Origin of the sequence: Psychrobacter cibarius, assembly GCA_030686115.1 — a bacterium.
Classification (GTDB): Bacteria; Pseudomonadota; Gammaproteobacteria; order Pseudomonadales; family Moraxellaceae; genus Psychrobacter; species Psychrobacter cibarius_C.
In genome coordinates this window covers 2,748,320-2,762,466 of record CP131612.1, presented here as the reverse complement: position 1 = coordinate 2,762,466, position 14,147 = coordinate 2,748,320, and the positions used below count along the sequence as shown (strand labels likewise).

Here is a 14,147-nt window from a genome sequence, read left to right as displayed (position 1 = left end):
ATATTTAGGAAAGCCATCGTGGATATCATTTTATTAATTCAAGCTGTTATCATGGGTATCGTTGAAGGTATCACTGAATTTTTACCCATCTCTAGCACTGGCTACTTGATTTTATCAGCGGATTTGATGGGCTTTTGGACCAAAGAAAAAGTCGATTTATTTGTGGTAGTGGTGCAGCTTGGCGCTATCTTAGCGGTCATTTATGATTACTGGGACAGACTATGGCAAGCGCTTATGGGTCTGCTGACAGGCAAAGCTGAAGGCATGAGTAATCCAAGACAGCTTGGACTTAGCTTAATTGTGGCGACTATTCCGGTGATGATCGTTGGTTTTACCTTCGCCGATGAGATTAAATCATATTTATTTAATCCCATCGTCGTGGCAATTATGCTGATTATCGGTGGTTTATTGATATTCTATGTAGAAAATCGCCCTAAAACGATTATTGCGCAAGAAGCAGAAGACGTCGGCCTAAAAACCGCGTTGATGATTGGTCTGCTGCAATGTCTGGCATTGATACCGGGAACATCACGCTCAGGCGCGACAATTATCGGCGCGCTATGGCTCGGCGTCTCACGTAAAGCTTCTGCTGAATTTTCTTTCTTTTTGGGTATTCCAGTCATCGTGGGCGCGGCATTATTGGATTTGCTGAAGCATCATGATGTATTGACCAATAGCGAGGATTGGCTGGTATTAGGTATAGGGACGGTTGTGTCATTTATCGTCGCCTTACTCTGTATCCGTTTGCTAGTAGAATGGGTCAGTCGTCGTGATTTTAAAATCTTTGCGTGGTTACGCATTATTACTGGCATCATTGTATTAATAGCGGCTTGGGGTTTTGGCTATCAAATGGCAGGCTAGAGCCGATTATAGGATGAGTCTATAAGCCGCGAATAGGAAAGTAGAGATGACCGCTTCACGCCAAGGGTTCAAAGAGAGTAGTAACATTATGCACTGCCAACTATACTATGTCAGCGAGTCGCAGCATAGTCAGGTTGCAGATATACAAGCGCTGATCATTGCACATCAGCTGCCCATTATTTTACACCTTGAGCTGTTTACCGATAAGCTTAGTCAAAAACGTCGCCAGCAGTTAAGCCAGACAGTTACCCAACCTATATTGTTGTTGGATGAAAAAAATAAGCTGTCATGGCTGAGCGATGGGTTAAGCGTTGCACCAGAATGGGATAAGCTGCAACGCCGTGTGGTGAGCGCGGGGCGTAAGTCTGAGTTATTATTACAAGCAGTCAAAATCAAATCTGACAGTCAGGTTATCGATGCCACAGCAGGCTTTGGTCATGACAGTTTGATATTAGCCAGTACGGGCGCACAGGTCATTATGCTCGAGCAGCAGCCCTTGATGGCATTGTTATTGTTAGTAGAGCAGCAGCGTATGAGTGGGCTAGCAAATTGGCAAAAGCTGATGCACCGTCTGCATATTATCAATACCGATGCGCTTGGCTATTTTGCAACTCTAGCAGCGGATGCGATAGATGACACTAAAGAAATCGATATGAAAGCAGTCGATGTGGTGTATCTGGACCCTATGTTTCCGGAGGACAGTTACCAAGATAGCAAAACGGGTAAAGGCGCTAAAGTGGGCAAGCACATGCAAGCCTTACACCAATTGGCTAGCCCCCCAACGCTAGAACAAGAAGAACAGTTGCTACAAAGTGCGCAAGCAGTCGTCTGTCAAAAGGGACAAAACACAAACACACAGGGGCGCGTGGTTGTTAAGCGTCCGCAATTTGCGCCGTTACTTGCGCATCAACAACCAAGTGAGAGCTGGCATAACGAAGCCGTACGCTTTGATGGTTATTTTGTTTAATAGCCGTTTCTCATCATAATAAATGCGCCTAGCTGTTGAACTAAGTTATTTGACTCAGTTATTGAGCTTAGAGCGCGCAGTTAGCAACTTCATATTTGTAAAATTTAGAGTGATTGGATTTAGGAGCAGGGAATGTCGACGCTAATTATTTGGATCATGGGTGCAGGATTATTATTAATAAATATCATGTTGCGCACCCGAATATTAAGGCTAGAAGCCCGTTTAAAAGAGTTCAGTCGTCCTGAAGATTATGTGGCATTTTTGCGTCAACAAGCCGCACAAAAAGACAAAATCCCTGCTATTAAAGCTTTACGTAAACAATATCCTGAGCTGTCGCTCATCGAGGCCAACAAATTGTGGCAGCAAATTCAGTAGCTCGCCAATGTATTAATAATTCAATGTAATAGCACTTCATATAAGAGCTGCCGAAAAAGTAGGCAAACACGCACGAAAAAACCTTCTATTAATGATAATAAAAAGCCATGACATTTAACGACAAACTACAAGCCTACCTACAGCTGACGCGCTTTGATAAACCAGTAGGTATTGAGCTATTATTATGGCCAACGCTATGGGGCGTAATGCTGGCGGCGATGGGTCAAGCGCAACAGCAAGGTTCAAGTGCAGGTCTACCAAGTCTTAAGATGTTGGTGATTTTTGCGCTGGGCGCGATTTTTATGCGGGCGGCAGGTTGCGCGATCAATGATTTTGCCGATCGTAAGGTCGATGGTCATGTGACCCGCACCAAAGGACGTCCATTAGCTGATGGGCGTCTGTCTGCTAAAGAAGCAATCACTGCTTTTTTAGTATTGGTATTACTCAGTGCCAGTTTGCTGTTCTTTTTGCCGATAGCCGTATTTTACTGGTCGCTTGGCGCAGTGTTATTGGCATTCATTTATCCATTTATGAAGCGTTTTACCCATTTGCCGCAGGTGTTTTTAGCAGCGGCTTTTGGTTGGGCGATACCGATGGCGTATGTGGCGATACAAGGCGCGCCTGATATCTGGTGTTGGCTGTTATTTGTCGCTTATATGTGTTGGACCGTAGCTTATGATACCCAATATGCTATGGCTGACCGTGAGGATGATTTAAAAATTGGGGTCAAATCAACGGCGATATTATTTGGTCGCTATGATGTGATTATTATCTCGCTGCTACAAACATTGTTTTTGCTTATCATGGGCGCGGTCATTTGGCATTACTTTGCACCGACAAGCTTAGGCCTGACGCCAGTATTTGGCTTGGCGTTAGTGGCGATGATGTTTGCTAAGCAAAATAGCGCTTGTGCTACTCGTAATGCAAGAGCCTGTTTTCAGGCGTTTTTAGCCAATATATGGGTAGGGCGTTACGTCTTTGCTCTCATCGCAATCGCTTGCCTATGGACGACTTTTAATGGATAACTTCAAAAAGCTCTCAAAGTCAAAAGCGAAAAAATCTTCTGATGCCAATGCACTTGTTATCGATTATCAAGCAAAGTTAGCTGAGCACGGATTAACACGCGAACAAGTGATCGCCACCGAGCGTAAATTGGCTAAGTTTGCTAATACGATGGATTCGCTGGTACGTGTGCCTTTTACCAAACAAGGCATGGGTGCAGATGCGGCGCTTTCGACGATTCCGCTGGCAGGAGATTTAGCAGGACTGGCTTTAACCAGCTATGCTTTTGTATTAGGGCGTCAGCTAGGTGTGCCAGCGCATAAAATGACGCCTGCGGTCAGACTGGCACTCATTGATATGGTCGTTGGTATCGTACCGGGTATTGGCACGCTGCTCGATATTTTTATTCGCCCCAGTCGTAAGACTTTAGGCATCGTGCATGAGCATCTGCACGATGAATATGGCATTACTGAAACGATGCATATGGATCGACCATTTTTACATCAATCGCTAGAAGATAAGCAGCGTAGCCGTTTTGGCGCTTTTTGGCACAATCCTATCATTGCGTGGTTGTATTTGCACATTCCTGATCTGTTGGGATTGATCGTTTTTGTAGTGGTTGGTTGGGGACTGTGGGCAGTAATCAGTTGGCTGGTCAGTCTGTTTGGCAAGGTAACTGGATTTGGTTAGAGAAAAGTTAATAGCATTAAAAAGGCGGCAAATATCATAAATATTTGCCGCCTTTTTAATGCTCAAGAGATTTCTTTTATGTAACTTTTTAAAGGTTCTAAGCTGTATTTTTTAATCAATTACTCAGTGATGACTTCTGCTTCGGCACTGACTGCATCAAAGCTAGTAATTTTGTTATTTTGGACAAGGTCGATAGTACCACCACCAGCATGACTGACCAGCTCGATGCTGCCATCGCTTGATCGATAAGTCGGGTTATTGCCTTGACCTTCAGGTGCACTTAGTGTCATTTTTGGTTTGTTCGGTAGGCTAATGATAGCGTTGAGTACGCCTGCTGCTGAGGTTTCAAAAACGACCGAGAGTGATTCACCAGCCGCATTTTTATAACGGACATCAGTAATTTGCGCGCCTTTAATGGCTTGTTCTGGATTTGGTGCTAGTGCAGTATTGTTTACTGCCGAGTCTGTTGCACCAAGGTCATTCTCTAGCTCAGTTAAGCTTACATCTTGTTCTGAGCTTACTTCAGGATTTGCGATATCATCACCGTTATTAGCGGTCGTATCAACATTAATATTGCTAGTCACGGGTGTGGTTTGTACCGCCGCTTCAGAGATTGTTTCGTTATCTGTCTCAGGCTCTGGTGTTTTTTGGCAAGCACTCAATAGTGAGAGACTTAAAAAAATAGCAGAAATTGCCTGAAAAAAGAGTTTTGATTTTGCAATTGTAAGAGCATCGATTTTCATGATAATACGGCTATCCATTGGAAGGGTTTTTGTTTAAATATAGTGAATGACGTAGACTTATTTATCCCTCACAGTCAAATATGACCGTCATTTGCTATTACTATCAATTTCTTGCTTACTATCTACAGGCATTACTTATTTCAGTTTTAGATTGTCGGCTGCCATACCGCTTTCTTTATACACGTCATCTAAGTATCGACGGCTGGCAAGTAGCTTGTCTACAACGCCACTTTGGCTTTGGATATTGAGCTTTCGAGAAAAATCTAAAATCGAGTTTAATTGATCTAATACCATGTCATAGCTGGTATTTTGTTTGTCGGTATCAATAATGACTGTTTTGGCATAATGTTGATCGAGGCTCAAGTAGTCGCCAATCAATTCTGGAACACGTGTGGTGATGAGTTTATTGAGGGTAAATAGCTGTGATTCAGTGATTTCTTCATGATGGGTAGACTCATATTGTTGTCCAATATCGTCCATCACAGATCGAAACGTCTTAGGTACTTGCTCGTCATAAAGTAGCTTGATAAAAGGATGTCGAGCTGAAAAATTAATCATGCTGAGCCCGTTAGCTCGCTCATGATTTACCTCGTTGTTTACCGCCATATCTGCTTTAGACTGGGTAGCGACAAGATTCGCAGAAGCCAAGTATTCTTGATGCCGCTGTATAGAAGCAATCTGTGTGTGCTTAGACTTTTCTTTCATCACAAAAAATATGGGCACAATAACAATTAGGCTAAGCAAAATGAGTAAGGTAAAAAAAGACATGTCGGGGCTCTTTCATAAACAATGCTATTTATTAAAAAAAAGTTTTTAGATTACAATATAACATGCTTGTGTTATGTTAAGGCAAAATAGCGGTCGATAAAAGTTGTATCTCGCTACTGTTTATCTCGCTATTATGTATCTTACCACTATATATTTTACGACTAAGTGCTTGCCTATTTCTAATTAAGGAAGATGATGAATAATGACACGATTACGAAGAGTCAGCTAGCCGCTTATAAACCAACTACTGCTTATGTCGGAACTTCTTGGGCGGTGATGTTGGTGGGTGTCCTAGCGTATTTACTTGGCTTATGGAATGCACAGAGTATGTTATTAAATGAAAAAGGCTATTATATAGCGGTGCTGGCGCTAGGTCTTTATTCAGCAATTAGTTTGCAAAAAACCCTTCGTGATCGTAGTGAAGGTATTCCAACAACCAATATGTATTATCTAATCAGCTGGGCGGCTCTTGGGTTGTCCATTGCACTAATCGCTATTGGTTTGATGAATGCGGGAAGTTTAAGCTTAAGTGAAAAAGGCTTTTATATGATGGCATTTACCATGAGTTTATTTGCTGCAGTGACCATCCAAAAAAACACCCGTGACGAAGCACAGATTCGCACTTTAACTGCACCAATGATTACGACTGACACTCAAAGTAGTACTAAAATTGGTCATCAAGAGTCCCGCGACTCTGACACTGGAAAATCACTTTTTGGTGCAGTTAAATCTAGAATGGAAGGCAGTGATTAAACCTTTGACTAAAAATTTCAAGTAAGCGGTGTTTGTAAACGCGTACGATTTGGCGACAGGCGCGTAAGCATCGCTGTTGATAAGGGGGCAAATGCTCCTAACATCATATCTGTTAACGCTTCAGCACATATTGGTGCAATGGCATACCCCTTAGCTCCCATGGCACTCATTACCCAAATTCTTTTGCTTTCTGCTAGTACGCCAACGATAGGATGATAATCAGGCGTTTGCGTACGAATCCCCGCCCGTCCTTGCCACAAACTAATATCTGTTGGAATAATCGAGTCCATCTCGGGAATGGCAGTCACTAGTTTGTCGCGGCTAATCTGATGCTCTTCTGTGCGGATATCTATGTCAGTATCATTACGTATAAAGCTTGCGCCTAATAAAAACTGAGATTGCTGTTCTACAACATCGTTCAATTGTGCATCGCCTGTTTGCGCGGTAAATAACGCACAGTAACCGCTGTATTTAAGCGGTATTTTGGGCAATATGGTGAGCTGCTCGGTTGTGGGCGTAAACCAAGAAAGCTGACCACGAATTTTACGACAATCAAAAATACGCTTGTCCAGTTGATGACTCTCAAAAGCTGCGCAAATGACCACATTATCAGCGCTAATGGATATCGTCTGCTTATCCTGATTATTGCCTGCGATACAAACACTTTCTTCTGTTTCGCTAACACTTTTAACGTCTACTTGCTGAAAGTGGATGAGCGGATGCATTAGGATAGTATCTTTTAATGCTTGTGGATTGACCAAGCCAGACTGCGGTAAATACAAGTTCTCTGATAAATCTTGTGTTTTTAACCCGCTGACAGTTTGCGCCTGCTCATGGGATAGTGTGGTGGCCATTTCATCGCGATAATCAGCGATTTGCTCTGTGCCAATATTGGCTTTCATAAGCAGATCAAGAGCACCCGTTGGTTCAAGTATTGGCACTAATGCTGATTTTTTAGCGTCTACACTTAAGCATCGATATAGCCTGCTGCTATAGAGATAGCCTATGGTATGCAAATGTTCATCGACATGATGAATGGGCGTCATCTTGGGAGCGAGCAGAGCACGAGGGTTGCCTGATGCGCCTGCCAAAGGTGCTGATTTATCTAGCAAAGTCACTTGAATACCACGATTGGCCAATGACCAAGCCGTTAATAGCCCTGAAACGCCAGCGCCAATGACAATGCTATGGGCGGGCAGGTTGTCAGTGGGTTTGGCAGATTGGCTATCGTTGTCGGGCGCAGCGGTGCTAGCATTATTGTAAGAGGTTATGTTTTTACTATTGTTGCCATTATTATTGTCAGTTAAATTTATGGTATCCAGCATGATCGCCGTTAGCATTTCGTTCTTACGACCAAAGCCTTTCACTTTTTTAATCTGAAAGCCACAATCTTGCAGCGCACGTTTGACGATACCGGCACAGCTATAGGTGGCGGCAGTTGTATTGGGTCGTGATAAACGCTGCATTTGTGCAAAAATACTATCCGCCCACAAGGTACTATTGCAAGAGGGCGCAAAACCATCTAAAAACCAAGCGTCAACATAAGGTGCATGCGGGCTAGAAGAGTTATTTGCCAATTTGGCTAAGCTCTCAGCTGCGTCACCCAACCATATATCAACGGTCAAATTATCATCAAAGAAGCTCAAACGATGACAGCCCGCGATAAGAGGCGGATAGGCCGCTAATAATAGCTCTATTAGTGTTGTCAATTCAGGCGCGCGCTGTCCCCATAAGTCAAGTATTTGGGTAAGGTCGGTACGAGGTATCGGGAACTTTTCAGTGGTAATAAAATGCAGTTTTGCAGTTGCTAATTGAGGGTGTATATCCCGCAGCTGTCGCCATAGCTGCCACGTAGCGAGAAAATTCAGTCCAGTACCAAAGCCCAATTCAGCAATCGTAAAGCATTGATTTGGTGCAAGATTGGTCAGTCGTTCAGGCAATTGATTGTGCGCCAAAAACACATGACGCGATTCCGCTAAACCATCAGCATTTGAGAAGTAAACATCACCAAACTCACCCGATACCGGCACTTTATTACCCGTATCATCCATCTGCCAATCAATCTTGGCAGGGGTGATATTTGATGAGTGAATGCTTAGTGACTGAGTGTTTTTGGAGGGTGTCGACGATGTATCAGTATCTTTTGATTCGAACGTGGATTTAGACATAGACAGTCACATAAGATAAATCAATAAAAAGCGCGTGGTACTAGTTACCAGCGTTCACGGCGGACAAACACCAACCAAGAAATAAAAATACCGACCAACAAGCTAATTAACACAGTAAATGCACCGTATAAAAAAAGCTGACCTTTGCTCTCGTAGACCAAAACATTTACTTGAGTTTGCAAGTCATTCAACTCGCGCTGCAACTGTGCATTACGGCTTAATAGCTGCTGATTGGCATCGGATAACGCCTTATCAGATGGTTGTAATTGCGCCGCCAATGTATCGCTGATATTCATCACTGAGTTTTTCGTTGGTTGAGCGGTCGATATTGGTTGAGCTGGCACGGGTGTCGTGAGTGTTGGATCAGCCACATCGATAGCTGTCACCGTCGGCGCAGCCTGTGCTGAAACAGTAGCCATAAAAATCATACTAACAATGCTACGCTGATAAGAGCGACTTTTTAACAAAGATAGGCACTGAATCACGATTTTGCTACTTTAACTGATGCGCTGTCATCCGCTTTTGGCAATGTATGGATAAAGGGTTTGATATCTACGTGACTGTACACGCCATCACGTAAGTAAGGCTCATCGTTTGCCCATGATTGCGCTGCTTCTGCAGAGTCAAAGTCAGCAATAATTAAGCTGCCTGACATCTCGCCTTTGCCATGCTCGATAGGTGTTGGACCAGCGATAATCAGTCTATTGTCATGATCTAAAGCTTGCAAGCGTTCGACATGTTCAGCGCGGGTAATCTGACGTTGTGCGCTGCTATTGGCCACGTCATGACCAATAATGGCAAATAAGGACATGAGACTTCCTCGATTAATAAAAATTATGATTAATTTAAAGTGTTTTGCTTAATTCGCCTGAGCTAATTGCGATTAATGATTGTCGCTATTGGCATTTAGAAATAGCATTGGCTCTATTATAAAATGATAAATTGAGTATTATTTGACGGTTTTATCCGTGAGCGCAGGGTTGAGGTGCTTTTTTAATACGGCAAACTGGGCGATGACGAACACCAACATAATCGGAATCCAGCCATAAGTTTTAAAGTTAATCCATGCCTCATCTGACATCGTAAACGCTGTGATATAATGCAGTATGCCCATAAAGGCGAAGAATAGTGCCCAAGCGAGAGTGAGTTTTTTCCAACCACTCATCGTTAGCAAAAAAACATCTTTCATCGCCAGTTGCATCAGTGGCTTATTAATCGCAGCACTGACTAAAAGTGTTAGTGCAAAGATACCGTTGATAATGGGTGACTTCCAACGCAGATAGATATCATCACGCAATAATAAAGTACCACCACAAAACAGAATGGTTAATAGTAAGACAACCCATTGCTGTTTATCAAACGTGCCTTTTTGGCGAATAAAATGAATGGCATAAACGATGATGGTGGCGATGAGTAACGCACCTGCCCCCGCTAGGATACCACTGTAGCGAGCAGCAATAAAAAAGGCAATTAAGGGAATAAAGTCTAATAAAGCTTTCATAGCAAAGGGGATGTCCGACAAAAACGTATGGGGTAGTTTACACGTCTACTGCGCCAAAAAAAAGCAATCAACACGATAATCATGCTATATCACGGGCCTGCGTAGCAATACCTGATGATTATGACTCATAATCATGACAACTGCCAAATATAACGGCTTATTGCCAATGTGCTCATTTTCTACACTTTTAATTTTTAATGCTAAGGCTTCTCTTATGAAATTCGATTTACATTGTCACAGCACTTGCTCTGATGGTACTTATGCACCAACGGAAGTAGTGCAGCGCGCCCATGCGGCCGGCGTCAATGTATTGGCATTGACCGATCACGATACGCTGGCAGGAATTGATGAGGCGCGTGCGGCTGCCATTGCCTGCGATATGCAGCTGATTAATGGGGTCGAGATAAGCTGTGAGCATACACTTATTGGTGGTTATGGCAAAAATAAATCAACCAATAAAATCATCCATGTGCTGGGGTTAGATTTTACCGATCGCGAAAAAATGCATGCAACGCTGCAGCAATTACAGGATAGCCGTGCCACGCGTGGTCAACGAATCACTGAAAAGCTCAGTGTGCTATTAGATATTAACTATGATGCGCTGTGGCAAGCCGTACTTGATAAAGCTGGCGGCAACCCACAAGCGGTCGGGCGCGCGCATATTGGTCAAGTATTGTTTGAGCGCGGTGAAGTCAAGACAGTACAAAAAGCCTTTGATAAGTATTTGGCAGATAATAAACCTGCTTATGTGGCGATTGATGCACTGAGTATGGCTGACGGCATTGAGCTGATCCATGCTTGTGGTGGCAAGGCGGTGTTGGCGCATCCCACGCGCTATCAGCTTTCAGCGACACGAGTTCGTAAACTGATTGAAGAGTTTGCTGGTCTTGGTGGCGATGCTTGTGAGCTGCCGTCGAATAGCGAACCGGTTAGTACTCGCAGAATGGTCGATCGCAGTATCGCTGCCCACAATCTTGTCGCCTCGATCGGCAGTGACTTTCATGGTAGCAATATGCCGTGGCGTCGTTTGGGTGATGTACCGACAATGAACCCTGATCAGCAGGGAGTTTGGCAGTCTTTTGCAATGTTTTCTTAAACGAAAATTCATTGCTGAGTACAGTTTTGAATGTTGACTAAGCTCAAACATCAATTGACAGGTTATCCAAAAAACATGCGTCATATATTGACGCATGAAGGCAGTAAATAGATTGATAACTGCGACAGAAATTGCCACACTAGATGAGTGGGGTTTTTTTAAAAATGAAATTTTCGGGGTTAACTCCCATTTAGTTTACAAAATGTAGTATCGACACTCGCATTCTTATCTACTTAAGTTTTTGGGAATGGTATAAGGTAAAAAGTCATACCATTTATTATTGTTGATTTAGGCTTTTGATTTTTATTTAATGGTTTTAATGTCAACTTAATAACTTTCACTATTTGCGGTAGCCCTACTATGGCTGTATCGATATCTCATCTAGGCTATACCAAGCTATCTCAAGCAATTTTTGAGTGGCAAGCTGCTGATAAAACGTCATTACTGGCTTTATTTATGGTGATGGAGGTATCTTTACACTGGCTATGGTGCTTATTTGTTTGGTGGCGCCGCGATATTTATGACACATATGTCGATATAGCCCTGCTGTATCCACTATGGTTCGGCGTGACACTGGTAGCTTTGTTTTTATTATGGATAACCAGTCGTTTTTCACCTGTCAAAAAAGCCAATAGCAATTTGTATAAATGGCAAGGCATATTAATTACGGTCTATAGTGCTTATATTGCAATGGTTATTTTAGTTCTAGGACATAGTAGCTTGGTCGCAGGCGTCTCTTTAGTCGGCGGTGCGATATTGGGGATGATGCTTATACGTCGGCGCTACGTATGGAGAGCATTTTTAGGGCACGCAGCCGTCATTCTGGCAGTCACATTTATTCCTTATCTTGGCGTTACTTTACCCAATCTGCGTCAAATGACACTCACAGTCATTCCTCTTGATACCTATTATAGTTATATCAATTATAGTGAAATTACGACAATCGAAAACGCCATCTCTGCCTCTATTTTTCAAAATGGCACGCTAAATTGGGACAGTGTTGATCAATTGCGCCGATCTTCCGCTTTTTTTTGGCGTTCTACACATATTTATATGGCGCTACCAAAAGCTATTTTTATTATCTATATGTTTCGTACTTTGTTACTAATATTGGATGACAGTAAAAAAGAAATTCTACAACATGCCAATCAAGATGAGCTAACTCAACTCAAAAGTCGCCGTTACGGGATGATGCAAATGAAGCAGGTGCTGAAGTCAGTAGAAGACCATCAAGATATCAGCGTTATTTTATTGGATTTGGATTGGTTTAAAGAGGTCAATGACAGTTACGGTCATGAGATCGGGGATCGAGTATTGGTGGAGGTCGCGCAGACGCTCTTGCAGTCTTTAACTGATGAAACAATCGTGAGTCGCTATGGCGGTGAGGAGTTTTTGATTGTATTGCCAGATACGAAGCACGACACAGCTATGATAATTGCTGAACAATTACGGCGTGTTATCGCTAAACACGTCATCATTCTCGATGACGATACAACCTTTAGTGTGACTGCCAGCTTGGGGCTATATACACTGACCCATGGTGAGCGTAATTGTATAAAACAAGCCTGCGAAACTCTGAATAAAAAGGATGTCTCGCAGTCGCTTGCTAAACCGCAGAGAATCCCCTCGTATAGTAGCAAACGCGTGAATCGTAAAATTCCCGCAGTGCAGCTACCTCATGATATTTGCCAGCGCTTAATTTGTATGGCAGATAAGGCTTTGTATGAAGCCAAAGGCCGTGGCCGTGATCAAGTGGTGAGTGCCAACGAGATGTTGGCAGCAAAAAATAATAATATTGAAGCGCTCTATGGCACATAGCTAGCTGCCATAGTCGAAGGTTTAATTATGCTTTAGTGTATTAATTGTTTTACTAAGCTTGCCAAGACACTGGTAGCAAAGCTACCTGTCGTTAACGTAAAGCTCAGCACCAATGTCTGTTCATTATCTTTATCCTGCCATTCCCAAGACAGCGCTTCAATAGGTAGGCGCAGCGCGCGTCGCTGTGCTTTTACATCGCGCTGCTCTAAGCCATTGGCTAAGCGAGCCAGTAGCGGATTTTGCTGAATCACATTTTTCTCAGTACTTGCCGCCATGCCGCTGACTTTATCATTATCCTTGCCCCATAATGCAGCAGTGGGATGGATATCACCCGTCTCAAGGCGTGAACGCAACGTGTCGTCTATGGCTTCGCTAGTAAATATTGATCCTGAACCCTCTAAGTTAAACACTTCGCCTGCCAGCCCAGTATTCCAGCTGCCATCACGCACTCGTACTGCCAATACCTCATTGAAAATTAAGCTACGTGCGGCAGACAGCTCCATTGTATTCTGCTCACGTGGCGCGTGCTTGCGTTTGCTCTTTTTGGGTTGTGGTCGACTTTGCTGTAGTGGGCGCGCAAACAGCGATAATGCTTCTCTAATATTATTGCCATTTCGTCCAAAACGCTGAGGGCCAAAATAATTGGGCACGCCATTTATAGCGATGCTTGATAAATGCTGCTCGACATCTTGCTTCGCCGACAATAATTGCTCAGGTGCTGGCAATGCTGTATCAAAATCAGCAAATTGGATATCACGCAAGGTAATGATAAATTGATTAGCGCGATGCGTGCCGCGATTGAGCTTTTTGTTGTGCCATTGTTGGTCGATGATCGTGAACGATTCATTGGCTCCGATATCGACTGGTGCAAACTCAGCCGCGGGCAGTTGTTTTTTTGGGATTCGCAAGCTAAACCACTGGGTTGTCAATGCATGGCGATCCTTAAGACCTGAATAACCAACATCGCGCAGAGGAATCTCTGCCCACTCTGATAGAAGTTTGGCAAGATAAGCGGTATTCATCCCTGATTTTTGGATATGCAGCCATAAATGCTCACCTTCACCGGTGAATTCGAGCGGCAATAGCTCATTAACGATAAAGTCTGTTGCGTTGGCTTTATAGGTCGCTTGCTGTACAGGTGGTTGAAGAGGCTGCGGTAACTGCGCAGTATCCGTCGCTGCGGTAATATCGATACTTGCCATATCAAACTGCTCATTATTAAACGACCCATTAGCAGGTAACTCGTTATCAGGTTGAGTACTTTCAAGAGCGGATTGAGGGCTAGCATTAATATCGGTCATGTCATCACGAGAAGTCATAAAGTCGTCTTTTATGTTGAGGATAAAATTTAAAAAGAATAGGTAAGCATAGGGATTAACAGTTAACGATTACGTTTTGCAACGCA

General features: G+C 43.3%; 15 protein-coding genes. 8 read left to right on the top strand and 7 right to left on the bottom strand.

Annotated elements, in window-relative coordinates:
- Positions 1 to 18 precede the first annotated feature (18 nt).
- The 5 genes from Q6344_11755 (at position 19) to Q6344_11735 (ending at position 3,895) form a co-directional block, all read left to right on the top strand.
- Complete coding sequence (locus Q6344_11755) at positions 19 to 861, top strand: undecaprenyl-diphosphate phosphatase (protein ID WLG13267.1); 843 nt, start codon at positions 19 to 21, stop codon at positions 859 to 861.
- 46 nt (positions 862 to 907) lie between these two features.
- A complete protein-coding gene (locus Q6344_11750) occupies positions 908 to 1,828 on the top strand; it encodes a class I SAM-dependent methyltransferase (GenBank protein ID WLG13266.1) in 921 nt (306 codons plus the stop codon).
- A 132-nt stretch (positions 1,829 to 1,960) separates the two neighbouring features.
- Positions 1,961 to 2,203 (top strand): hypothetical protein, encoded by a 243-nt coding sequence (locus Q6344_11745; protein ID WLG13265.1) that lies wholly within the window; start codon positions 1,961 to 1,963, stop codon positions 2,201 to 2,203.
- Between the two features lie 107 nt (positions 2,204 to 2,310).
- On the top strand, positions 2,311 to 3,228 hold the full coding sequence (gene ubiA, locus Q6344_11740; protein WLG13264.1) for a 4-hydroxybenzoate octaprenyltransferase: 918 nt from the start codon (positions 2,311 to 2,313) through the stop codon (positions 3,226 to 3,228).
- Positions 3,221 to 3,895, top strand: a complete 675-nt coding sequence (locus Q6344_11735; GenBank protein ID WLG13263.1) for a DUF4112 domain-containing protein — start codon at positions 3,221 to 3,223, stop codon at positions 3,893 to 3,895. The genes ubiA and Q6344_11735 overlap by 8 nt, the downstream gene beginning before the upstream one ends.
- A 119-nt stretch (positions 3,896 to 4,014) precedes the next feature.
- Here the strand turns inward: Q6344_11735 and Q6344_11730 are convergent, their stop codons facing one another.
- Together Q6344_11730 and Q6344_11725 are read right to left on the bottom strand one after the other, a co-directional pair.
- Positions 4,015 to 4,638 (bottom strand): hypothetical protein, encoded by a 624-nt coding sequence (locus Q6344_11730; protein WLG13262.1) that lies wholly within the window; start codon positions 4,636 to 4,638, stop codon positions 4,015 to 4,017.
- Positions 4,639 to 4,773: 135 nt separating this feature from the next.
- A complete protein-coding gene (locus Q6344_11725; protein ID WLG13261.1) occupies positions 4,774 to 5,406 on the bottom strand; it encodes a hypothetical protein in 633 nt (210 codons plus the stop codon).
- Between the two features lie 195 nt (positions 5,407 to 5,601).
- Here Q6344_11725 and yiaA point away from each other — a divergent pair, with 195 nt between their 5' ends.
- Positions 5,602 to 6,159 (top strand): inner membrane protein YiaA, encoded by a 558-nt coding sequence (gene yiaA / locus Q6344_11720; protein WLG13260.1) that lies wholly within the window; start codon positions 5,602 to 5,604, stop codon positions 6,157 to 6,159.
- 17 nt (positions 6,160 to 6,176) lie between these two features.
- Here yiaA and mnmD read toward each other — a convergent pair whose 3' ends face one another.
- The 4 genes from mnmD to ispZ all read right to left on the bottom strand — a co-directional run bounded on the left by mnmD (position 6,177) and on the right by ispZ (position 9,828).
- Positions 6,177 to 8,210 (bottom strand): tRNA (5-methylaminomethyl-2-thiouridine)(34)-methyltransferase MnmD, encoded by a 2,034-nt coding sequence (gene mnmD / locus Q6344_11715; protein WLG15207.1) that lies wholly within the window; start codon positions 8,208 to 8,210, stop codon positions 6,177 to 6,179.
- Positions 8,211 to 8,371: 161 nt separating this feature from the next.
- Positions 8,372 to 8,746, bottom strand: coding sequence for a hypothetical protein (locus Q6344_11710; GenBank protein ID WLG13259.1), 375 nt, complete (start codon positions 8,744 to 8,746; stop codon positions 8,372 to 8,374).
- Positions 8,747 to 8,808: 62 nt separating this feature from the next.
- The gene (locus Q6344_11705; GenBank protein WLG13258.1) at positions 8,809 to 9,138 is read right to left on the bottom strand and encodes a YciI family protein; all 330 of its coding nucleotides are present in this window, start codon (positions 9,136 to 9,138) and stop codon (positions 8,809 to 8,811) included.
- 138 nt (positions 9,139 to 9,276) lie between these two features.
- The gene (gene ispZ / locus Q6344_11700; GenBank protein WLG13257.1) at positions 9,277 to 9,828 is read right to left on the bottom strand and encodes a septation protein IspZ; all 552 of its coding nucleotides are present in this window, start codon (positions 9,826 to 9,828) and stop codon (positions 9,277 to 9,279) included.
- 214 nt (positions 9,829 to 10,042) lie between these two features.
- On the opposite strand from ispZ, the gene Q6344_11695 reads away from it, so the two are divergent.
- Positions 10,043 to 10,924 (top strand): PHP domain-containing protein, encoded by an 882-nt coding sequence (locus tag Q6344_11695; GenBank protein WLG13256.1) that lies wholly within the window; start codon positions 10,043 to 10,045, stop codon positions 10,922 to 10,924.
- Between the two features lie 360 nt (positions 10,925 to 11,284).
- Positions 11,285 to 12,742 (top strand): GGDEF domain-containing protein, encoded by a 1,458-nt coding sequence (locus Q6344_11690; GenBank protein WLG13255.1) that lies wholly within the window; start codon positions 11,285 to 11,287, stop codon positions 12,740 to 12,742.
- A gap of 32 nt (positions 12,743 to 12,774) precedes the next feature.
- On the opposite strand, the gene Q6344_11685 is transcribed toward Q6344_11690, so the two are convergent.
- The gene (locus Q6344_11685) at positions 12,775 to 13,944 is read right to left on the bottom strand and encodes a tRNA pseudouridine(13) synthase TruD (GenBank protein WLG15206.1); all 1,170 of its coding nucleotides are present in this window, start codon (positions 13,942 to 13,944) and stop codon (positions 12,775 to 12,777) included.
- Positions 13,945 to 14,147 lie beyond the last annotated feature (203 nt).

Coding starts and splice junctions, on each gene's coding strand:
- Q6344_11705 (WLG13258.1), bottom strand. CDS start 9,138: ATGTCCTTATTTGCCATTATTGGTCATGACGTGGCCAATAGCAGCGCA.
- Q6344_11685 (WLG15206.1), bottom strand. CDS start 13,944: ATGGCAAGTATCGATATTACCGCAGCGACGGATACTGCGCAGTTACCG.
- Q6344_11735 (WLG13263.1), top strand. CDS start 3,221: ATGGATAACTTCAAAAAGCTCTCAAAGTCAAAAGCGAAAAAATCTTCT.
- Q6344_11695 (WLG13256.1), top strand. CDS start 10,043: ATGAAATTCGATTTACATTGTCACAGCACTTGCTCTGATGGTACTTAT.
- Q6344_11690 (WLG13255.1), top strand. CDS start 11,285: ATGGCTGTATCGATATCTCATCTAGGCTATACCAAGCTATCTCAAGCA.
- ispZ (WLG13257.1), bottom strand. CDS start 9,828: ATGAAAGCTTTATTAGACTTTATTCCCTTAATTGCCTTTTTTATTGCT.
- yiaA (WLG13260.1), top strand. CDS start 5,602: ATGAATAATGACACGATTACGAAGAGTCAGCTAGCCGCTTATAAACCA.
- ubiA (WLG13264.1), top strand. CDS start 2,311: ATGACATTTAACGACAAACTACAAGCCTACCTACAGCTGACGCGCTTT.
- Q6344_11725 (WLG13261.1), bottom strand. CDS start 5,406: ATGTCTTTTTTTACCTTACTCATTTTGCTTAGCCTAATTGTTATTGTG.
- Q6344_11730 (WLG13262.1), bottom strand. CDS start 4,638: ATGAAAATCGATGCTCTTACAATTGCAAAATCAAAACTCTTTTTTCAG.
- Q6344_11745 (WLG13265.1), top strand. CDS start 1,961: ATGTCGACGCTAATTATTTGGATCATGGGTGCAGGATTATTATTAATA.
- Q6344_11710 (WLG13259.1), bottom strand. CDS start 8,746: ATGGCTACTGTTTCAGCACAGGCTGCGCCGACGGTGACAGCTATCGAT.
- mnmD (WLG15207.1), bottom strand. CDS start 8,210: ATGGATGATACGGGTAATAAAGTGCCGGTATCGGGTGAGTTTGGTGAT.
- Q6344_11750 (WLG13266.1), top strand. CDS start 908: ATGACCGCTTCACGCCAAGGGTTCAAAGAGAGTAGTAACATTATGCAC.